Annotated in this window: 23 protein-coding genes and 1 tRNA gene; 13 read left to right on the top strand and 11 right to left on the bottom strand. The window is 61.3% G+C overall.

Annotated elements, in window-relative coordinates; translation table 11 throughout:
- Window positions 1-71: 71 nt before the first annotated feature.
- The 4 genes from galU to ACIP1G_RS19595 all read right to left on the bottom strand — a co-directional run bounded on the left by galU (window position 72) and on the right by ACIP1G_RS19595 (window position 3,185).
- Window positions 72-911 carry a UTP--glucose-1-phosphate uridylyltransferase GalU gene (gene galU, locus ACIP1G_RS19610; protein WP_400740094.1) on the bottom strand — a complete coding sequence of 280 codons (840 nt, stop codon included), beginning with the start codon at window positions 909-911 and terminating at the stop codon, window positions 72-74.
- Between the two features lie 275 nt (window positions 912-1,186).
- Entirely contained in the window at window positions 1,187-2,101 is a 915-nt protein-coding gene (locus ACIP1G_RS19605; RefSeq protein ID WP_400740092.1) for a c-type cytochrome, read from the bottom strand.
- Window positions 2,098-2,748, bottom strand: coding sequence for a c-type cytochrome (locus ACIP1G_RS19600; RefSeq protein ID WP_400740089.1), 651 nt, complete (start codon window positions 2,746-2,748; stop codon window positions 2,098-2,100). Before ACIP1G_RS19600 ends, ACIP1G_RS19605 begins: the two co-directional genes overlap by 4 nt.
- A 77-nt stretch (window positions 2,749-2,825) precedes the next feature.
- Window positions 2,826-3,185 (bottom strand): hypothetical protein, encoded by a 360-nt coding sequence (locus ACIP1G_RS19595; protein ID WP_400740086.1) that lies wholly within the window; start codon window positions 3,183-3,185, stop codon window positions 2,826-2,828.
- Window positions 3,186-3,344: 159 nt separating this feature from the next.
- On the opposite strand from ACIP1G_RS19595, the gene ACIP1G_RS19590 reads away from it, so the two are divergent.
- From ACIP1G_RS19590 to csrA, 8 genes are all read left to right on the top strand, one after another.
- Window positions 3,345-3,647, top strand: a complete 303-nt coding sequence (locus ACIP1G_RS19590) for a DUF1883 domain-containing protein (protein WP_264359894.1) — start codon at window positions 3,345-3,347, stop codon at window positions 3,645-3,647.
- A gap of 7 nt (window positions 3,648-3,654) precedes the next feature.
- Window positions 3,655-3,825, top strand: a complete 171-nt coding sequence (locus tag ACIP1G_RS19585; protein ID WP_166674275.1) for a hypothetical protein — start codon at window positions 3,655-3,657, stop codon at window positions 3,823-3,825.
- A 38-nt stretch (window positions 3,826-3,863) separates the two neighbouring features.
- Complete coding sequence (locus tag ACIP1G_RS19580) at window positions 3,864-4,940, top strand: NAD(P)H-dependent flavin oxidoreductase (protein ID WP_400740084.1); 1,077 nt, start codon at window positions 3,864-3,866, stop codon at window positions 4,938-4,940.
- 244 nt (window positions 4,941-5,184) lie between these two features.
- Window positions 5,185-5,943, top strand: coding sequence for a molybdate ABC transporter substrate-binding protein (gene modA, locus ACIP1G_RS19575; RefSeq protein ID WP_400740081.1), 759 nt, complete (start codon window positions 5,185-5,187; stop codon window positions 5,941-5,943).
- Window positions 5,943-6,623 (top strand): molybdate ABC transporter permease subunit, encoded by a 681-nt coding sequence (modB, locus tag ACIP1G_RS19570; RefSeq protein ID WP_400740079.1) that lies wholly within the window; start codon window positions 5,943-5,945, stop codon window positions 6,621-6,623. The genes modA and modB overlap by 1 nt, the downstream gene beginning before the upstream one ends.
- Window position 6,624: 1 nt before the next feature.
- The gene (gene modC, locus ACIP1G_RS19565) at window positions 6,625-7,716 is read left to right on the top strand and encodes a molybdenum ABC transporter ATP-binding protein (protein ID WP_400740077.1); all 1,092 of its coding nucleotides are present in this window, start codon (window positions 6,625-6,627) and stop codon (window positions 7,714-7,716) included.
- 57 nt (window positions 7,717-7,773) lie between these two features.
- The gene (locus tag ACIP1G_RS19560) at window positions 7,774-8,796 is read left to right on the top strand and encodes a DNA topoisomerase IB (protein ID WP_400740074.1); all 1,023 of its coding nucleotides are present in this window, start codon (window positions 7,774-7,776) and stop codon (window positions 8,794-8,796) included.
- 253 nt (window positions 8,797-9,049) lie between these two features.
- Entirely contained in the window at window positions 9,050-9,247 is a 198-nt protein-coding gene (csrA, locus tag ACIP1G_RS19555) for a carbon storage regulator CsrA (protein ID WP_004375914.1), read from the top strand.
- 47 nt (window positions 9,248-9,294) lie between these two features.
- Here the strand turns inward: csrA and ACIP1G_RS19550 are convergent, their stop codons facing one another.
- From ACIP1G_RS19550 to ACIP1G_RS19535, 4 genes are all read right to left on the bottom strand, one after another.
- Window positions 9,295-9,648 (bottom strand): response regulator, encoded by a 354-nt coding sequence (locus tag ACIP1G_RS19550; protein ID WP_400740071.1) that lies wholly within the window; start codon window positions 9,646-9,648, stop codon window positions 9,295-9,297.
- Between the two features lie 3 nt (window positions 9,649-9,651).
- Complete coding sequence (locus ACIP1G_RS19545) at window positions 9,652-11,097, bottom strand: ATPase domain-containing protein (RefSeq protein ID WP_400740068.1); 1,446 nt, start codon at window positions 11,095-11,097, stop codon at window positions 9,652-9,654.
- A 5-nt stretch (window positions 11,098-11,102) separates the two neighbouring features.
- Window positions 11,103-12,263, bottom strand: coding sequence for a nitrogen regulation protein NR(II) (locus ACIP1G_RS19540; protein ID WP_400740065.1), 1,161 nt, complete (start codon window positions 12,261-12,263; stop codon window positions 11,103-11,105).
- An 84-nt stretch (window positions 12,264-12,347) separates the two neighbouring features.
- A complete protein-coding gene (locus ACIP1G_RS19535; protein ID WP_400740267.1) occupies window positions 12,348-12,521 on the bottom strand; it encodes a hypothetical protein in 174 nt (57 codons plus the stop codon).
- Between the two features lie 105 nt (window positions 12,522-12,626).
- Between ACIP1G_RS19535 and ACIP1G_RS19530 the strand changes: the two genes are divergently transcribed.
- Together ACIP1G_RS19530 and ACIP1G_RS19525 are read left to right on the top strand one after the other, a co-directional pair.
- Window positions 12,627-12,711, top strand: a tRNA-Leu gene (locus ACIP1G_RS19530).
- Window positions 12,712-12,815: 104 nt separating this feature from the next.
- A complete protein-coding gene (locus tag ACIP1G_RS19525; RefSeq protein WP_400740062.1) occupies window positions 12,816-13,229 on the top strand; it encodes a DoxX family protein in 414 nt (137 codons plus the stop codon).
- Between the two features lies 1 nt (window position 13,230).
- On the opposite strand, the gene ACIP1G_RS19520 is transcribed toward ACIP1G_RS19525, so the two are convergent.
- The gene (locus ACIP1G_RS19520; protein ID WP_400740060.1) at window positions 13,231-13,428 is read right to left on the bottom strand and encodes a hypothetical protein; all 198 of its coding nucleotides are present in this window, start codon (window positions 13,426-13,428) and stop codon (window positions 13,231-13,233) included.
- Window positions 13,429-14,604: 1,176 nt separating this feature from the next.
- Here ACIP1G_RS19520 and adhP point away from each other — a divergent pair.
- The 3 genes from adhP to ACIP1G_RS19505 all read left to right on the top strand — a co-directional run bounded on the left by adhP (window position 14,605) and on the right by ACIP1G_RS19505 (window position 16,208).
- The gene (adhP, locus tag ACIP1G_RS19515; protein ID WP_400740059.1) at window positions 14,605-15,615 is read left to right on the top strand and encodes an alcohol dehydrogenase AdhP; all 1,011 of its coding nucleotides are present in this window, start codon (window positions 14,605-14,607) and stop codon (window positions 15,613-15,615) included.
- 91 nt (window positions 15,616-15,706) lie between these two features.
- Window positions 15,707-15,928, top strand: coding sequence for a DUF6434 domain-containing protein (locus ACIP1G_RS19510; RefSeq protein WP_400740057.1), 222 nt, complete (start codon window positions 15,707-15,709; stop codon window positions 15,926-15,928).
- 43 nt (window positions 15,929-15,971) lie between these two features.
- Window positions 15,972-16,208, top strand: coding sequence for a hypothetical protein (locus ACIP1G_RS19505; protein ID WP_400740055.1), 237 nt, complete (start codon window positions 15,972-15,974; stop codon window positions 16,206-16,208).
- Window positions 16,209-16,296: 88 nt separating this feature from the next.
- Here ACIP1G_RS19505 and ACIP1G_RS19500 read toward each other — a convergent pair whose 3' ends face one another.
- The gene (locus ACIP1G_RS19500) at window positions 16,297-16,554 is read right to left on the bottom strand and encodes a hypothetical protein (protein WP_400740052.1); all 258 of its coding nucleotides are present in this window, start codon (window positions 16,552-16,554) and stop codon (window positions 16,297-16,299) included.
- Window positions 16,555-16,720: 166 nt separating this feature from the next.
- Window positions 16,721-17,017 (bottom strand): hypothetical protein, encoded by a 297-nt coding sequence (locus tag ACIP1G_RS19495; protein WP_400740050.1) that lies wholly within the window; start codon window positions 17,015-17,017, stop codon window positions 16,721-16,723.
- Window positions 17,018-17,847 lie beyond the last annotated feature (830 nt).

Here is a 17,847-nt window from a genome sequence, read left to right as displayed (position 1 = left end):
TAGGAGCGGGCTTGCCCGCGAAGGGCTGCAAAGCAGCCCCAGTTCTCAGCTTTGATACAAGTAGCGGCTTATCAGTAAGCCTTGCCAGTCTTGTAGTAGTTCTCGAAGCAGAAGTTGGTCGCGTCAATGTAACCTTCGGCGCCACCGCAGTCGAAACGCTTGCCCTTGAACTTGTAGGCGATCACGCAGCCGTTCTGCGCCTGCTGCATCAGCGCGTCGGTGATCTGGATCTCGCCACCCTTGCCTGGAGGAGTATTCTCGATGATGTCGAAAATGTCCGGCGTCAGGATGTAACGACCAATGATCGCCAAGTTCGACGGTGCATCTTCCGGCGCTGGCTTCTCGACCATGTTGGTAACCCGGAAGATATCATCACGGATCATGTCGCCGGCGATGACGCCGTACTTGTTGGTTTCCTGAGGGTCTACTTCCTGAATGGCGATGATCGAGCAGCGGAACTGGTTGTACAGCTTGACCATCTGGGTCAGTACGCCGTCGCCTTCCGGGTTGACGCACAGGTCGTCCGCCAGCACAACGGCAAACGGCTCGTCGCCAATCAGCGGGCGGCCGGTGAGGATGGCGTGGCCCAGGCCTTTCATTTCGGTCTGGCGGGTGTAGGAGAACGAGCACTCGTCGAGCAGGCGACGGATACCGACCAGGTATTTTTCCTTGTCGGTGCCCTTGATCTGGTTTTCCAGCTCGTAGCTGATGTCGAAGTGGTCTTCCAGGGCGCGCTTGCCACGACCGGTGACGATGGAGATTTCGCTCAGACCCGCATCCAATGCTTCTTCAACGCCATACTGGATCAGTGGCTTGTTGACCACCGGCAGCATTTCCTTGGGCATGGCTTTGGTAGCAGGCAAGAAGCGAGTGCCGTAGCCGGCTGCCGGGAACAAGCATTTTTTGATCATAAACGTCCTTAGAAAAGGCAAGACCTGTGGAATTCGGCGCAGTCTAATCAGGCGGCAGTCACCTTACAATGCCCCACCCCTGGCCGACCGTTGGGATGATAGAGATAACCCAGTGTAGATAGTTCCGGGGGATCGTAAATATTACCGTCATACATGACCGTTGGATGACAGGGAAATGAGGTTGCCTGTGCGGGCCTATTCGCGGGTAAACCCGCTCCTACAACGATCGGTGTAGGAGCGGGTTTACCCGCGAATAGGCCCGCACAAGCAACACATCAGCTACCGGTCCCCTGCCCGACCAGCACCCCCTCGACCTGCTGCCCATACAGGTTCACCCCGTCATTGGCATGGAACTTCACCCGCGTCTTCTCGATGGAACCCTCCACCAGCCGTGGGTCCTGCGGCCGTTCATGGCGGTTGACCCACGCCGCCACGTCCCAGGCCTGCTGGTCGCTGAGGCTGCCCGGTTTGCCCAGCGGCATGTTGTACTTGATGAACGACGCCGCAGTATTGATACGGTGCATGCCGGCGCCCCAGTTGTAGGAGTCCTTGCCCCACAGCGGCGGCATCACGTACTCGCCCGCAACTTTCTGCCCTTCGCCGTTGCTGCCGTGGCAGATCGCACACTGCTCAGCGTAAACCTGCTGGCCGCGCTTGAAATCATAACCGCCCTTGGGCTGCGCCACCTCCGGGTAGCCACGCCCGGCAATCTCCACGCCGATCGGCGCCTTGGTCGACAGCCAGTATGAGTACACCGCCAACGCCGTCATCTGCGGGCTATCTGCCGCAGGCGGCTTGCCGTTCATGCTGAACTGGAAACAGCCCTGGATACGCTCGGCATAGGTATTCACCTTGTCGTTCTTCTTGCGGTACGCGGGGTACATCGGATACGCGCCCCACATTGGCGCCGAATGCGCCATCCGCCCCTGGTCCAGGTGGCAGTTACTACAGTTCATGCCGTTACCTACGGCCTCGGGCATCAGCCGGCGGGTGTCGACGAACAGGGCATGGCCCTCGCGCACCATCTTGCCAAAGGCATTATCGGGCAGCTCGCTTTCAGCGGGCGGCACAAACTGCGGCGCGGCCTGCACACCGGGCACCTTCAACTGCGACTGGTCTTCCATGGCGATCGGGGCGGCCTGGGCGCTGCCCATGGCCAGCAGCAACATAGCTGGAATCATCGGTTTCATGGCGTGACCTCCTGGCTGACGGGGCGGGCGAAGAACTCGGCAATGGCCTTGATCTCGTCATCGGTCATGGCCTTGGCCACGCCGACCATCAGCTGGTTGGGGTCATTGCTGCGGCTGCCATCGCGCCAGGCATTGAGCTGTGCCACCAGGTAACTGGCGGGCTGGCCGGCCAAGGGCGGGAAATGTTCGCCAACCCCGCCACCGCCTGTGCCGTGGCACTGCACACAGCCGGGAATCTGCCGGTTCCAGTCGCCGTACAGGGCCATGCGGGTGGTGGGGTCATCGGCAATTTGCTGGCGGCGCAGGTCGCCTGCAGGGTCTGCCGGCAGGCTGGCCAGGTAAGCGCTGACCGCCTTGATTTCATCCTCGGTCAGGGCCTTGGCCAAGGGTTCCATCACTGGCTGCTTGCGGCTGCCGCTGCGCCAGTCTTGCAATTGCTTGCTGAGGTAACCCGCCGGTAGCCCGGCCAGGCGGGGGAAGCCGGCAGCGGCAATGCCCTTGCCATCCGGGCCATGGCAGCCCAAACAAGCCATGGCGGCGGGGTTCGCCCCGCCCTGGGTGAACACTTTCTGGCCATCGGCGGCATGCGCCGTGGGCCAGGCCAGGATCAGCAGGCTGCCGATCACGACGCGACTCAACGGTGTCATCACGAATCTCCATTTCTATTGTTATATGGTTAGACCTAAAACATATAAGCAAATGGAGCGTGATCAGTTGCCCTGGATCAATGGCCGGAGATGCACCGGGTGGCAGCCGTACGCACATCGCCCAGGCGCAGCGGGAAGTTGTTCAGCCGTTCGTACAGCTTGATGCTGCTGCCGCTGCCACGTTCATCGATATCCAACAGTGCCGCCGGGCCGGCACCAGCTGTCAGCTTCTGCGGCACGGTCAGGCGCAGGCCATCGCCGCGCTTTTCTTCCACCAGCGGATCGCGGCTGTCAGCAAGTTGCTCCTTGATGCAGTCGGCATACTCACGCGGGGTCTTGCCCGAGATTACATCCAAGGTTGCATGCGATTGCTCCAACTCGGAAACACTGACACAGCCCCCCAGCGTCAATGTCAATGCGGCCACCATCCACTTCATCTGTCGCACCTCTGCCTTTACGAACCCTTTTCGACCACAGCCAGGCGGGTTTGCTCCGTGCTTTGGCAGATTTATCTGCCGCTGGCGAACAGCGCGGCAGTGTAATGCGACATCGTGGTATCGTTTGCCTTTGCAGATCCAACCCTTGCGGAGCATCACATGAAATTCGTACACCAGCGCGAGCACCTCAACGAGGACGACATCGTCGTCATCGAGTGCTCCCAGCGCTGCAATATCCGCCTGATGAACGACGCCAACTTCCGCAGTTTCAAGAACGGCGGCCGTCATACCTATCACGGCGGCGCCTTCGACCAGTTCCCGGCGAAAATCACCGTGCCCAGCACCGGTTTCTGGAACATCACCATCGACACCGTAACCACCCGCCCGATCTCGGTCACCCGCAAGCCAACCCTGACCCACAAGATCAAGATCATCCGTCGTTCGTCGTCGAAACTCAGATAAGGCCACCATGACCCAGACCACCAAGTACGTCATCAAATACAAGCTCGACGGCCAGCGCCGCTGGGACTTCGCGCTGATGCCAGATGCCTCCCACGAGCAAGCCCTGGAAGCCCTGCGCAAGATCCACGGTGAAGACGCCGAGAAAATCAGCGACATCCAGGTCAGCAAAGCCCTGTAAAACCCGCCGCAACGTTAGCCCCGCACAAGGAGAAACGCATGAGCCACTGGCCCGACCGCCGCATCCTCGACCTGCTAGGCATCGAGGTGCCCATTCTCCAGGCGCCAATGGCGGGGGCCAGCGGTTCGCCCATGGCCATCGCCGTGGGCCTTGCCGGCGGGCTGGGCGCCCTGCCCTGCGCCATGCTCACCGGCGACCAGGTGCGCGCCGAAATTGCCGCCTTCCGCGCCGGCTGCCCTGGCCGCCCACTGAACCTGAACTTCTTCTGCCACCAGCCGCCATCGCCCGATGCCGAGCGCGAGGCACGCTGGAAGCAGGCCCTTGAGCCTTATTACAGCGAAATGGGTGCCGACTTCGCCGCCCCCACGCCTGTTTCCAACCGTGCGCCTTTCGACGAGCAGAGCTGCCAACTGGTCGAGGCGTTGCGCCCGGAGGTGGTGAGCTTTCACTTCGGCCTGCCTCAGGCCGACCTGCTGCAACGGGTCAAGGCCAGCGGTGCCAAGGTGCTGTCCAGTGCCACCACTGTGGAAGAAGCGGTTTGGCTGCAGCGCAATGGCTGTGACGCGATCATTGCCATGGGCTACGAAGCCGGCGGCCATCGCGGCATGTTCCTCAGCGACGACATCACCAGCCAGATCGGCACCTTCGCCCTGGTGCCACAGGTGGCCGATGCGGTCAGCGTGCCGGTGATTGCCGCAGGGGGCATCGGCGACCACCGCGGTTTGGTCGCGGCCCTGGCCCTGGGCGCTTCGGCAGTGCAGATCGGCACGGCTTACCTGTTCTGCCCCGAGGCCAAGGTTTCACCGGCCCACCGCCAGGCGCTGGACAGCGCACCTGCCAGCGACACAGCGCTGACCAACCTGTTCACTGGCCGCCCGGCGCGCGGCATCAACAACCGCATCATGCGCGAGCTGGGGCCGATGAGTGCGCTGGCACCGCGCTTCCCGCTGGCGGGCGGGGCATTGATGCCGTTGCGGGCGATTACCGATCCGCAGGGGAACAGTGATTTCAGCAACTTGTGGTCGGGGCAGGCATTGCGCTTGGGGCGGCATATGCCGGCTGGGGAGTTGACCCGGGAGATTGCCGAAAAGGCGTTGGCCGTGGTCGGGCATTAGGGATCTTCATATGCAGGCTCGGCCTCTTCGCGGGTAAACCCGCTCCCACAGAATCATCACGCCTGTAGGAGCGGGTTTACCTCTTCGCGGGTAAACCCGCTCCCACAGGATCATCAACGCCTGTAGGAGCGGGTTTACCCGCGAAGAGGCCGGGCCTGCTTATGCATTTCCCAGCCCCCTTCCCGGCAAATGGCCTATCGCTATATAGTTGAAGATATAACGATAACCCCAAGGAGCTGTCTTCATGCGTATCCGCCCGTCCCACCTGGCCGTCGCTGCCCTGGCCAGCCTGTTTGCCTTCAACACTGCCTGGGCCGATGAAGTCCAGGTCGCGGTCGCAGCGAACTTTACAGCGCCCATCCAGGCCATTGCCAAGGACTTCGAAAAAGACACCGGCCACAAGCTGGTCGCTGCCTACGGCGCTACTGGGCAGTTCTACGCACAAATCAAGAACGGCGCGCCGTTCGAAGTGTTCCTCGCCGCCGACGACAGCACCCCGAAAAAGCTTGAAGAAGAAAAGGAAATCGTCCCCGGTTCGCGCTTCACCTACGCCATTGGCACCCTGGCCCTGTGGTCGGCGAAGGAAGGCTACGTAGATGCCAAGGGTGATGTACTGAAGAAGAACGCGTTCAATCACCTGTCCATCGCCAACCCGAAAGCCGCGCCTTACGGCCTGGCCGCCACTCAGGTACTGGACAAGCTGAAGCTCACCGAGGCCACCAAGGGCAAGATCGTCGAAGGCCAGAACATCACCCAGGCCTTCCAGTTCGTCTCCACCGGCAACGCCGAACTGGGCTTCGTCGCCCTGTCGCAGATCTACAAGGACGGCAAGGTGACCAATGGTTCGGCCTGGATCGTGCCATCCAACCTGCACGACCCGATCCGCCAGGACGCCGTGATCCTCAACAAAGGCAAGGACAATGCCGCCGCCAAAGCGCTGGTCGAATACCTCAAAGGCCCGAAAGCCGCCGCGGTGATCAAGTCCTACGGTTATGAAATCTGATGCCACTGGACGCCAGTGACCTGGGTGCGATCTGGCTGACCGTCAAACTGGCCAGCCTGACCACCCTGATCCTGCTGATCGTCGGCACGCCCATCGCCTGGTGGCTGGCGCGTACGCGCTCATGGCTGCGCGGGCCGGTGGGCGCGGTGGTGGCTTTGCCGCTAGTACTGCCGCCGACGGTGATCGGCTTTTACCTGCTGATCGCCCTCGGCCCGCATGGCTGGCTCGGCCAGGCCACCCAGGCCATGGGCCTGGGGACCGTGGTATTCAGCTTCACCGGCCTGGTCATCGGTTCGACCGTGTATTCCATGCCATTCGTGGTCCAGCCGCTGCAGAACGCCTTCGGCGCCATCGGCCAGCGCCCGCTGGAGGTGGCGGCAACGCTGCGCGCCAGCCCCTGGGACACCTTCGTCCATGTCGTGCTGCCGCTGGCCCGGCCTGGTTTCATCACTGCCAGCATCCTCGGCTTCGCCCACACCGTGGGCGAGTTCGGTGTGGTACTGATGATCGGTGGCAACATCCCCGACAAGACCCGCGTGGTTTCGGTGCAGATCTTCGATCACGTCGAGGCCATGGAGTACGCGCAAGCGCACTGGCTGGCCGGTGCCATGCTGGTGTTCTCTTTCCTGGTGCTGCTCCTGCTGTACGCCGGACGCCGCGGCAAAGCTGGCTGGAGCTGAAATGACCGCATCGATAGTGGCGCGCCTGAACCTGGCGCGCGACGACTTCACCCTGGACGTCGACCTGCGCCTGCCCGGGCGCGGCATCAGCGCACTGTTCGGCCACTCCGGCTCCGGCAAGACCAGCTGCCTGCGCTGCCTGGCCGGGCTGGAGCGGGCCGCCAGCGCTTACATCGAGGTCAATGGCGAGGTCTGGGAAGACAGCAGCCGTGGCTACTTCCAGCCGCCACACCTGCGCCCGGTGGGCTACGTGTTCCAGGAGGCCAGCCTGTTCCCGCACCTGTCGGTGCGCGGCAACCTGGAGTTTGGCTGGCGCCGGGTAGCGGCCGCTGAACGCAAGGTCAACCTCTACCAGGCCAGCCAGCTGCTGGGTATCGGCCACTTGCTGGAACGCCGCCCGGCAACCTTGTCGGGTGGCGAGGCGCAGCGCGTGGGCATTGCCCGCGCCCTGCTCAGCAGCCCACGGTTGTTGCTGATGGACGAGCCGCTGGCGGCCCTCGACGGGCCGCGCAAACGCGAGATCCTGCCCTACCTGGAGCGCCTGCACGACGAACTGGACATCCCGCTGGTGTATGTCAGCCATGCCCAGGACGAAGTGGCGCGGCTGGCCGACCACCTGGTATTGCTGGAACAAGGCCAGGCGGTTGCCAGTGGCCCGATTGGCGAAACCCTGGCCCGCCTCGACCTGTCGCTGGCCCAGGGCGAAGATGCCGGTGTGGTGTTCGAAGGCATGGTGGTGGGCCACGACCCGCACTACGACCTGCTCGACCTGCGCCTGCCCGGCAGCCGCGGACCTTTGCTGCGCATAGCCCACCCGGCCCATGTGATGGGCAGTACCCTGCGGGTCAAGGTGCAGGCCCGTGACGTCAGCCTGGCGCTGGCCGCCGACAGCACCTCAAGCATCCTCAACCGCCTGCCGGTAAGCGTGCGTGAAAGCCGCCCGGCGGCCAACCCGGCGCATGTGCTGGTCAGCCTGGATGCCGGCGGCAATGCCTTGCTCGCGCGCATCACCCGCTTCTCGGCAGACCAACTCGGCCTGCACCCGGGCCAGGTGCTGTTCGCCCAGATCAAGTCGGTGGCCTTGTTGGGCTGAGCATCATTGGCGCGGGCGTTGTCCATTGATCAGTAACCTGATCGAGGCCCACCGCCAATGCTCGACTGCCCCCTGCCGCGCACCCTGCACTATGTTGACGACAGCCAGCCGGGCCTGAGCCGGCGGCGCTGGCGTGGGCGCTTCATTTATCTGGATGCCGATGGCCAGCGGGTACGCGACAGCGACACCCTCGCGCGCATCGCCGCACTGGTGATCCCCCCGGCCTATACCGATGTGTGGATCTGCGCCGACCCACAGGGCCACCTGCAGGCAACCGGCCGCGATGCCCGTGGCCGCAAGCAGTACCGCTACCACGCGCAATGGCGCGAAGTGCGCGACCAGCACAAGTACGCACGCATGCTGGCCTTTGCCCAGGCCCTGCCAAAGCTGCGTGCACAACTGGAAGCCCACCTCGCCCGACCAGGCCTGGACCGGGAAAAGGTGATGGCGCTGGTGGTCAGCCTGCTCGACCACACCCTGATCCGCATTGGTAACCAGCGCTACCTGCGTGACAACCAGTCCTATGGCCTGACCACTCTGCGCAACCGCCACGTCGAGGTAAAAGGCAGCAGCATCCGCTTCCAGTTCCGTGGCAAGCGCGGCGTCGAGCACAACGTCACCCTCAACGACCGGCGCCTGGCCAACCTGCTCAAGCGCTGCATGGAACTGCCGGGGCAGGCGCTGTTCCAGTACCTGGATGACGACGGCCAGCGCCACAGCGTCGGCTCTGCCGAGGTCAACCAGTTCCTGCAACAACTGACCGGCGCCGACTTCACCGCCAAGGACTACCGCACCTGGGCTGGCAGCAGCCTGGCACTGGACTTGCTCAGGCCTTTGGCCTGGGAGCCCGAGACCGAGGCAAAACGCCAAGTCGCCACCATCGTTCGCCAGGTGGCCACCCGCCTGGGCAATACACCTGCCGTCTGCAGGCGCTGCTACATCCACCCGGCAGTACTGGAACACTATGCACTGGGCCGCCTGGCCGACTTGCCAAAAAGTCGGGTACGCAAAGGCCTCGACCCGGAAGAAGTGGCCTTGCTGCTATTTCTTCAGGCACTTGAGGAACAGGACGACCATTAACCCTGTCTATTTCACCCATGATGCGAAGAAATTTCCCATTAGCCGCCAAGCGCCCTATTCTTGCCACTGAGCACCTTGGCCGACAAACCGCTGACGGTTTGCTTTGGCACCTGCAAGTGAAGGTACGCAACAGAATTTTTCTGTCGGGGAATTACTATCCGCCGAAAGCGTCTTTAATGAGAAGGAAGAGGGACAAGCTCCCGCCGCCGTGGCTACTAGCCCTGCGGATTTTTACATCACCAAGGAGAACTACATGCTGATACTCACCCGTAAGGTTGGCGAAAGCATCGTCATCAACGATGACATCAAAGTCACCATTCTGGGCGTCAAAGGGATGCAGGTGAGGATCGGTATCGATGCACCGAAAGATGTACAGGTCCATCGTGAAGAGATCTTCAAACGTATCCAGGCCGGCAGCCCGGCACCGGAAAAGCACGACGACTCGCACTAAGCCGACTCTCCCCCCCCGGGGTGCACGGAAGCGCTCGACCGCCAGCCTCAGGTGCTCATCAACTGATGCACCTTGGCGATCATCTCGTCCATGTCGAATGGTTTGTCGAATATTGCGGCGAACAGGGCCGGGCATCCTTGGCTGGCCTGCGCGCCGCTCATGAGAATGACCGGCAACTCGCATAACTCCGGGTCTTCACGCATGGCACGCACCAACTCCTCACCGTTTAGCAGCGGCATCATGTAGTCGGTGATTACCAGCTGAACGCGCTTTTCCTTCAGCGCTTCCAGCGCCTTGCAGCCGTTGCTCGCCTTTTCCACCAGAAAGCCTTCGTCCTCCAGGGCAAACCCGAGGATGTCTGCGATCAGGTACTCGTCATCGACGATCAGGATGGTATTCATCCGTCACCCGCTTCCTTGCGGCACCGGCGTTCCCGAGAGCACACCGCAGGCGCCTTCGAACGCCTTGCGCAAGGTAATGCCTTGCGGCCCGATCAGCAGCTCGTGCAAGGCAGGGTCATAGTGGCTGTCACGCACCTTGAGGATCGACAGCATGCGCCGCAGCTGCGAGTCCAACTCGACAAAGCGCATCAGCATCAGGTTGTCGACGATGCTCGACAAGTCCGGCGCCGGGGCGCTGATTTCCGAGCCGAAGATGTCGCGCATCTCCCAGGTCAGCATCACGCTGATATCGCGGGCGCGCAGTTCGCTGGTCAAGGCGCGGAAAAACGCATTGAGCCGTGCCGGGTCGATGGCCAGGCGGCTGAACGCGCCGAGGCTGTCAATCATTACCCGCTTGCTGCCCTGCGCTTCGACGCGCTCGAGCAGGCGCGCACCGACCTGGTCCAGCAAACCTTCGGTGGTCGGCTGCCAACATAGCTGCAGGCTGCCGTTCTGCTCCATCGCGGCAAAATCGTAACCCAGCGACGCAGCCTTGATACGCAGGCGCTCGGGGGTTTCGTAAAAGCCGAAGTGCAACCCTGGCGCCTGCGCCGTGCTGGCGCCGAGAAAAGCCAGGCCCAACGAGGTCTTGCCAATACCCGAGGGCCCTATCAGCAAGCTGACCGAACCTGCGGCCAAGCCGCCGTCAAGCATTTCATCCAGGTTTGCCACGCCGCTGCTGATGCGTGCCAGGGTTGCACTGCCCATTTGGCTGGGGTAACTGAACAATGCCTCCAGGCGCGGATAAACATGCAGGCCGGCCCCATCGATCAGGCACTCGTGGCGCCCCGACAACGCCGCGCTGCCGCGGGTCTTGCGCAACTGGATATGGCGCACCGCGCGGCTGCCCAGCAGTTGCTCGCCCAGTTCAATCACCCCGTCAACCATGGTGTGCTCCGGGCTGCCCTCGTCCAGCCGTGCACTGGTCAACAGCAGTACGGTGCAACCGGCAAAGGCCGCATGGCCCTGCAGTTCGGAAACGAACTTCTTGGTGTCCAGCGCGGTTTCCGCACGTACCCGGGCATTAAGCACACCATCGACGATCAGCAAGCTGGCCTGCTGCCGGGCGATTTCCTGGCGCAGCAAGCGCACCACGGCGTCGAGACCCTCCTGCTCCAGGGTGTCGAAAGCGCTGACGAACTGGATGGGATCGCCGACCAGCGCCGGGTCGAAGAAATCCAAGGTGGCCAAGTACTGGAACAGCCGCTCGTGCGACTCACTCAGCAAGGTGGCCACCAGCACCCGCCCACCACCGCGCACGTGCCCGCAGGCCAGCTGATTGGCCAGGATGGTCTTGCCGGCCCCCGGCGGGCCCTGAATGATGTAGGACGCGCCAGCCACCAGGCCACCCTTGAGCAGCGCATCGAGCCCTTCGATCCCCGTCACCAGCCGCCTGAGTGCCTGTGCCATGGTGTCTACCTGTCGAGTTGGCTGTCCGTCTGGTCGTGATAGGTTGGCAAGTAAAGCTGCATACAAGTTCCGCGGCCGGGTTCGCTTTCGACACAAATAGCGCCGCCACTCTGCTTGGCGAAGCCATACACCTGGCTAAGGCCAAGGCCGGTACCCTTGCCGAAGGGCTTGGTGGTGAAAAACGGCTCGAAGATACGCGGCAGTACATCTGGCGCAATGCCTTCGCCACTGTCTTCCACTTCGAATCGTACAAAACTGCCGCGCAGCCCTTCCACTTCGCCGGCCAGTTCGACCATATCGACCGTCAAACCGATGCGGCCTTGCCCGGCAATGGCATCGCGAGCGTTGAACAGCAGGTTGAGCAGCACCATCTGCAATTGCCCGGCATCCACCTCGATCTGCGGCAGGTCCGGTTGCAGCAGCACTTTCAGCTCAATCGAACTGGGCAGTGCATGCTCCAGTAGACCGCGGGTCGCGGCTATAAGGTTCGCCGGGGCGACGCAGGCAACATCCAGTTTGCGGTGGCGGGCAAAACTGAGCAGCTGCTGGGTCAGTTCAGTCCCGCGATTGCCGGCATCGAGGATGTGCTGCAGCATGCGCTGGGCCCGCGCCGGGTCGTGGGTGGCTTGCGCCAACCTGGCCGAGCTCATGATGATGGTCAGCAGATTGTTGAAATCATGCGCAAGGCCCCCCGTCAGCTGGCCGAGCGCCTCAAGCTTCTGCGCCTGGAACAACTGGGCGCGCATGGCATCCAGTTGCAGGGCAGATTCGCGCCGGTCGGTAATGTCGCGGGTTACCTTGGCCAAGCCGATGATCTGGCCGTGGTCGTCGCGGATCACATCCAGCGCTGCCAAAGCCCAGAACTGGGTGCCGTCCTTGCGTACACGCCAGCCTTCATCCTGCGCCACACCCTGCTCCAGGGCCTGGTGCAGCAAGCGCTCTGGGCGACCATCGGCACAATCCTGAGGGGTGAAGAACAACGAAAAATGCTGGCCGATCACTTCATCAGCACGGTACCCCTTGATGCGCTGTGCACCGGCATTCCACGACACCACATGGCCGGAGGGGTCGAGCATGTAGATGGCGTAGTCCACCACCGACTGAACCAGCTGTTCATAGCGGTGCGCGGGCATGACGGGGTGGTCGAGGCAATCAGCTGAAACCATGCAAACTCCACCGGTACCGCAGCAGGGACGAAATGAGCGTGGCCAAGCGTACCCGCCAGCATACAGCCACCCGGCAACCGATGGTCAGCGCTCACGCTCAACGAGTACCGGGCTGATCCGCCGCGGCATCGCCACTTTCAGCAACCAGAGGCCCACCAACACGATGAAGCCACCACCGGCCAATAAAAGGGCAACAGTGGCGTAATGACAGCAAGGTGTCAATCGCCCGTTCGCTTGCGCCTTCATTCTGTTGATCATAGGTGCTGCGGTTGACTCAACTATAACAATGGGTTATAAAGCGCGCTTGATTGCGAAGCCCTTCTGCTTAGAAGCGTGCTGGTCCGTTGCGACCCTTTCAAGCGTGCGAGTGTGGTGGAATTGGTATACACAGCAGACTTAAAATCTGTCGGCGTGAGCCTTGCGGGTTCGAGTCCCGCCACTCGCACCAAACTTCTTTGAAAAGGCGCCTTTACGGCGCCTTTTTGCTATCCGGCTGCAAGGTTTTGCCCAGCTGCTAAAGTGGAGCTTGTCCCCGTCCACTGGAATGCCGCCATGCGCTACTCCCTGTTCGATGGTCAACGCGACATCATTATCCTGATTGCCCGCATCCTGCTGATGATCCTGTTCGTCTTGTCTGGCTGGGCCAAGCTGACCGGTTTTGAAGGCACGGTCGGCTACATGACCTCACTTGGCGCCCCTGCCCCCATGCTGGCGGCGGCGATTGCCGTGCTCATGGAGTTCGCGGTGGGCATCCTGCTGATACTGGGCTTCTACACGCGGCCGCTGGCATTCCTGTTCGCGCTGTTCGTGCTGGGCACGGCGCTGCTGGGCCACCCGTTCTGGAACATGGTCGACCCTGAACGCAGCGCCAACATGACCCAGTTCCTGAAAAACCTCAGCATCATGGGCGGCCTGTTGTTGTTGGCGGTGAGCGGCCCGGGGCGTTTCTCGGTAGACGGTCGCTGAGTCATTCGCCTTCGTAGTCGTCGAACCAGGCTGGGTGATCGCGCTCTTCGTCATCGAGGTCATCCAGCGTTTCCTCGTCTTCCTCCACCTCATCCTCGGCGCCTTGGGCATCCGCCTCGGGCTCCATATCCTCGTAGAGAAATTCGTGGTCAAGCAGGTGATCGTGCTCGGGTTCGTGCAGGTCTTCTTCGTCGTGCATGCTGGCTCCAGGAGTGCGTGGCAGGCCTGTATAGGCTGTTCACGTTCGCAGGTCAATGCGTTGGCGCTTAATGCTGGGTTAACCGGCCGGGTCTAGCCTGCAGGCTCTCCCTTCAAACGTTGTTTGCCCGTCTTTATGGCGGGCTTTTTTATGGGTGCTCTGAATAAGCGTCTGGGCCGCTAAGTGGTTGGCACAACATTTTCATCGCCTGTGAGATCGATCGCCGCCCGCGCGGCGCTTCGCGGGACAAGCCCGCTCCCACTGTCTGTTTCGGGCCAGTCACTTCTGTGAAGTCACCGCTGTCCGCCTTGTTCGTTCCATTTGATATCGAAGGGAACGCCGTTGCTCTTCATCGATCTCCAGCTATGCACCCACGTCGCGCGCGCCTCCGATGCAGGAAATAACTGGCCCGAAAAAATGTAGCGGGTTTATCGAGGCGTCGAACCGCCGCGAATGCAGTGGCGGCTGCGACGCTGAATGGCCAGGGACATTGGCCGGCAGGCCCGGCCTCTTCGCGGGTAAACCCGCTCCTACAACGGGCTGTGCCGAACCACCAATATATATATGCACCACCGATCAGTGTAGGAGCGGGTTTACCCGCGAATGCGGTGGCGGCTGCAACGGTGAACGACCAGGGATATTGGCCTGCAGGTCCGGCCCATTCGCGGGTCAACCCGCTCCTACAACGGACCGTGCCGAGCCACCGAGGTGTGTGCACCACCGATCAATGTAGGAGCGGGCTCACCCGCGAATGCGGTGGCGGCTGCAACGGTGAACGACCAGGGATATTGGCCTGCAGGTCCGGCCCATTCGCGGGTAAACCCGCTCCTACAACGGACTGTGCCGAACCACCGATATATATGCACCACCGATCAATGTAGGAGCGGGTTCACCCGCGAATGCGGTGGCAGCTGCAAAGGTAAATGGCCAGGGATATTGGCCGGCAGGCCCGGCCTCTTCGCGGGTAAACCCGCTCCTATACCGGCCTGGCCCGCCGCATCATTGCCGCGGGCTTTTCTTTTTGCCGCGAGCCTCTGTCAGGCCTACGCAGGCACCTTTGGGCAAAGCACTGCCCTCCGCCCCGGAGCATGACCTGAAGCAGTTTTGCCTACCCAGGCAAGGTCTATGCTAAGCCAGCGATAACCCAAGCTCACTCGGATAGACACGGAGGCTCTTATGAAAGCTGCTGTTGTTGCACCAGGCCGTCGCGTGGACGTGGTGGAGAAAACCCTGCGCCCCCTCGAACACGGCGAAGCGCTGCTGAAGATGCAATGCTGCGGGGTGTGCCACACCGACCTGCACGTAAAAAATGGCGATTTCGGTGACAAGACCGGTGTAGTGCTGGGCCATGAAGGCATCGGCGTGGTCCAGCAAGTTGGCCCCGGCGTCACCTCGCTCAAGCCGGGCGACCGCGCCAGCGTTGCCTGGTTCTACCAGGGTTGCGGGCATTGCGAGTATTGCAACAGCGGTAACGAAACCCTGTGCCGCGAAGTGAAAAACTCCGGCTATACAGTGGACGGCGGCATGGCCGAAGCCTGCATCGTCAAGGCCGATTACTCGGTCAAAGTACCTGACGGGCTCGACTCCGCCGCCGCCAGCAGCATTACCTGCGCTGGCGTCACAACCTACAAGGCGGTGAAAATCTCCAACATCCGCCCCGGCCAATGGATCGCCATCTACGGCCTGGGCGGCCTCGGCAATCTGGCCCTGCAATACGCCAAAAATGTGTTCAACGCCAAAGTGATCGCCATCGACGTCAACGAACAGCAGCTGCGCTTCGCCAGCGAGATGGGCGCCGACCTGGTCGTCAACCCGCGCACTGAAGATGCAGCCAAGGTCATTCAGGAAAAGACCGGCGGTGCGCATGCTGCCGTTGTAACTGCCGTGGCCAAAGCTGCGTTCGACTCCGCCGTAGATGCCCTGCGCGCGGGCGGCCGACTGGTCGCAGTCGGCCTGCCATCGGAAGCGATGAACCTGAACATTCCGCGCCTTGTACTGGACGGCATCGAAGTGATCGGCTCGCTGGTCGGGACACGGCAGGATCTGCAGGAGGCCTTCCAGTTTGCCGCTGAAGGCAAGGTAGTGCCCAAAGTGACATTGCGGCCAATTGAAGACATCAACCAGATCTTTGAGGAGATGCTGGAAGGCAAGATCAAAGGGCGGATGGTGATCAAGTTCGAAGGCTGATTGCTAGAAAACCGGCCATTGCCAACCACCACAAAGCCCGCAGATGATCATCTACGGGCTTTTTTCCTCATCATTCGTCAAGGAACAGACCATGAGCTTCGACTGGCATGCCGGGCCGATCACCCGTTCAACTCCGCTGGACAAGCACTATCGCAACACGCAGAGGGTTCGTCAGTTTCTGCTCAGTGAGTGCGGGGAGGGATTCAAGTTCGACCGCGCCTTCATGGCGTGGATTAAAAGTGGCACGCCGTCCACCATGGGCGACATTGCGGACGAATGGCTGCGTATACATCGGTGTATCATCGGCATCTGAAGGGGTTTAATAGCGGATAACCACCTGTACCCAGGGGTAGCGCATGACGATACGCAGCCTGGCCAAGAACCTTCCGCCAGACCCAGGCAATCCAGGCTGGGTGCTCGGATGGGGCGTGCTACGAGACCGGCACCCTTGGCATTTTGTCGACGTTTATGCCGATCAGAAGACAGCCAAGGTGGAAGCAGAGCGCCGCGGTGCCGGCTACGTCGTAGAGTATGGGTCTCACCGGCTGGGGTCGGATGATTTCATTTGCGGTATAAACCCGCCTGAAGGTTAGTTGTTCAAGCGGCTGAACCCGCCCCCCCCGGGATCGCCCAGGATGGCCGCAGGAGCAGACTGCGGCCGTCGCGGAGCGGGACTTGAGGTCAGGCGCGGATCACCTCAAGGCGCTCCCGGCCAGCCCGTGTGATGGCGTTCTCCCCTTCATCGCTAATGCGATACCGCCCCGACACCAACTTGGTGATTGAGAACCGGACCAGCCCGCTTCGGGATAAAGCTTCGCCCACTCCGAAACTCATTGCCTGCTCCAAGTCGAAGATTTTGATTTCTCCGATCTTGTAGCGAGCAAACGCTACTAGTGCTTTATCCAATTCTTGTTGACTGATCTTTCTAGCGACTTCCATTCGACCTCCCAGGTCATGAGAGTCCCGGTCCGTGGGATTGAGACAACGAACCAGGGGTTGTTGAAGGCGGACCGTACTACGCCCCCACAGAAGTCGCTACTGGGCTTTCCATCCATGCTGAGCTGTCCGACGATCTTGATGAACCGACGCTACCGGCCGCACACAGTCAGTCCTGCTCCTCAACCTCACAGACGCCGTTTGCACCGCCCTTTCCGGTGTAGGAAACACTCAAATAGCCGTCAGGCTCAATTGAAACCGAGACGGTTACGCCGCTACCTTTGGCCTTGAAGTGACTCTCGCTGACCTCACTGAGCTTGGCCTCCTTGCCATTGATGAAGACTGGCCCGCCTTCATTAGCGCGCACCTCGACATTGCCTGGGCAAGTGGCATTCAGAGGTGGGATATCCGCAAACGCGTAACCACCCATGAAAACGAGGAATGCGCCATAAAGTAATCGCTTCATTCAGACCCCTGCCGATCAAATGACCCCGGTAGTCTTTATGGATAGCCCAGCTCATGGGTGTATGCATCGGGACACGACGCGCGGCGCCCTAATCGCTTTGCCGTGGGTCGTAGATTGCATACCTAGCCTCAACTATTGCTGCGAACCTGCCGGTGAAGCCAAGTCGCAAGTCTTTCAGTAAGCAAATGACGAACTCATCGAGGCTCGGGATGCTCACTGGACACAGAGTTGTTGGCATCCACATCTTTCATCTCTTCTTCGATGGGAGCATCGTCATCCGGTGACAGCGGGATCCCACCACCAGTCCCTGTGGGGTCCGGTGCCCTGGCCTCATCAGTACGAGCAGTGCCATTATCACGCGGAACTTGTGAGTCTTGATCTGACCCCGGGTTGCCGGGTGGAGGATTCCAATCCTCAGGCCGCTTTTCTGACCATGCCTCACCTATACCCTGCTTAGGCTCAGAGGCCGTTTTCTCCAGGCCAGACCCGTGAGCTTGCCCTGCATCAGCGCTTCCTTCAGCGGGTCCAGGGTACGCAGCGTCCGGACCATTGTGGTCAATCGCCATAACAGTTCTCCCACCTGAGGCGCAGGATATCTGCGCATATGATTGGGAAATTCGGCTTGGCATGAAGTGCCAAAGGCTCGACGGGCGGGCACAAAAAAGCCCGACACAATGGTCGGGCTTCGACTTCGGTATTTTCTCGCGCACAAAGAAAAACCCCGCAGACGTTAATCTGCGGGGCTTTCGAATGGTGGAGGCCGAGGTCGGAATCGAACCGGCGTAGACGGATTTGCAATCCGGTACGAACCTGCTATTTTGCTAGGTGCA

The organism is Pseudomonas sp. NPDC089392 (genome assembly GCF_044749595.1).
Classification (GTDB): Bacteria; Pseudomonadota; Gammaproteobacteria; order Pseudomonadales; family Pseudomonadaceae; genus Aquipseudomonas.
Note: the sequence above shows the minus strand (reverse complement) of the source record. Positions and strands in the feature narration are given on the sequence as shown.

Bases quoted from the DNA above. Each gene is read 5' to 3' on its own strand.
- galU (WP_400740094.1), bottom strand. From the start codon at position 911: ATGATCAAAAAATGCTTGTTCCCGGCAGCCGGCTACGGCACTCGCTTC.
- ACIP1G_RS19605 (WP_400740092.1), bottom strand. From the start codon at position 2,101: ATGAAACCGATGATTCCAGCTATGTTGCTGCTGGCCATGGGCAGCGCC.
- ACIP1G_RS19600 (WP_400740089.1), bottom strand. From the start codon at position 2,748: ATGACACCGTTGAGTCGCGTCGTGATCGGCAGCCTGCTGATCCTGGCC.
- ACIP1G_RS19595 (WP_400740086.1), bottom strand. From the start codon at position 3,185: ATGAAGTGGATGGTGGCCGCATTGACATTGACGCTGGGGGGCTGTGTC.
- ACIP1G_RS19590 (WP_264359894.1), top strand. From the start codon at position 3,345: ATGAAATTCGTACACCAGCGCGAGCACCTCAACGAGGACGACATCGTC.
- ACIP1G_RS19585 (WP_166674275.1), top strand. From the start codon at position 3,655: ATGACCCAGACCACCAAGTACGTCATCAAATACAAGCTCGACGGCCAG.
- ACIP1G_RS19580 (WP_400740084.1), top strand. From the start codon at position 3,864: ATGAGCCACTGGCCCGACCGCCGCATCCTCGACCTGCTAGGCATCGAG.
- modA (WP_400740081.1), top strand. From the start codon at position 5,185: ATGCGTATCCGCCCGTCCCACCTGGCCGTCGCTGCCCTGGCCAGCCTG.
- modB (WP_400740079.1), top strand. From the start codon at position 5,943: ATGCCACTGGACGCCAGTGACCTGGGTGCGATCTGGCTGACCGTCAAA.
- modC (WP_400740077.1), top strand. From the start codon at position 6,625: ATGACCGCATCGATAGTGGCGCGCCTGAACCTGGCGCGCGACGACTTC.
- ACIP1G_RS19560 (WP_400740074.1), top strand. From the start codon at position 7,774: ATGCTCGACTGCCCCCTGCCGCGCACCCTGCACTATGTTGACGACAGC.
- csrA (WP_004375914.1), top strand. From the start codon at position 9,050: ATGCTGATACTCACCCGTAAGGTTGGCGAAAGCATCGTCATCAACGAT.
- ACIP1G_RS19550 (WP_400740071.1), bottom strand. From the start codon at position 9,648: ATGAATACCATCCTGATCGTCGATGACGAGTACCTGATCGCAGACATC.
- ACIP1G_RS19545 (WP_400740068.1), bottom strand. From the start codon at position 11,097: ATGGCACAGGCACTCAGGCGGCTGGTGACGGGGATCGAAGGGCTCGAT.
- ACIP1G_RS19540 (WP_400740065.1), bottom strand. From the start codon at position 12,263: ATGGTTTCAGCTGATTGCCTCGACCACCCCGTCATGCCCGCGCACCGC.
- ACIP1G_RS19535 (WP_400740267.1), bottom strand. From the start codon at position 12,521: ATGATCAACAGAATGAAGGCGCAAGCGAACGGGCGATTGACACCTTGC.
- ACIP1G_RS19525 (WP_400740062.1), top strand. From the start codon at position 12,816: ATGCGCTACTCCCTGTTCGATGGTCAACGCGACATCATTATCCTGATT.
- ACIP1G_RS19520 (WP_400740060.1), bottom strand. From the start codon at position 13,428: ATGCACGACGAAGAAGACCTGCACGAACCCGAGCACGATCACCTGCTT.
- adhP (WP_400740059.1), top strand. From the start codon at position 14,605: ATGAAAGCTGCTGTTGTTGCACCAGGCCGTCGCGTGGACGTGGTGGAG.
- ACIP1G_RS19510 (WP_400740057.1), top strand. From the start codon at position 15,707: ATGAGCTTCGACTGGCATGCCGGGCCGATCACCCGTTCAACTCCGCTG.
- ACIP1G_RS19505 (WP_400740055.1), top strand. From the start codon at position 15,972: ATGACGATACGCAGCCTGGCCAAGAACCTTCCGCCAGACCCAGGCAAT.
- ACIP1G_RS19500 (WP_400740052.1), bottom strand. From the start codon at position 16,554: ATGGAAGTCGCTAGAAAGATCAGTCAACAAGAATTGGATAAAGCACTA.
- ACIP1G_RS19495 (WP_400740050.1), bottom strand. From the start codon at position 17,017: ATGAAGCGATTACTTTATGGCGCATTCCTCGTTTTCATGGGTGGTTAC.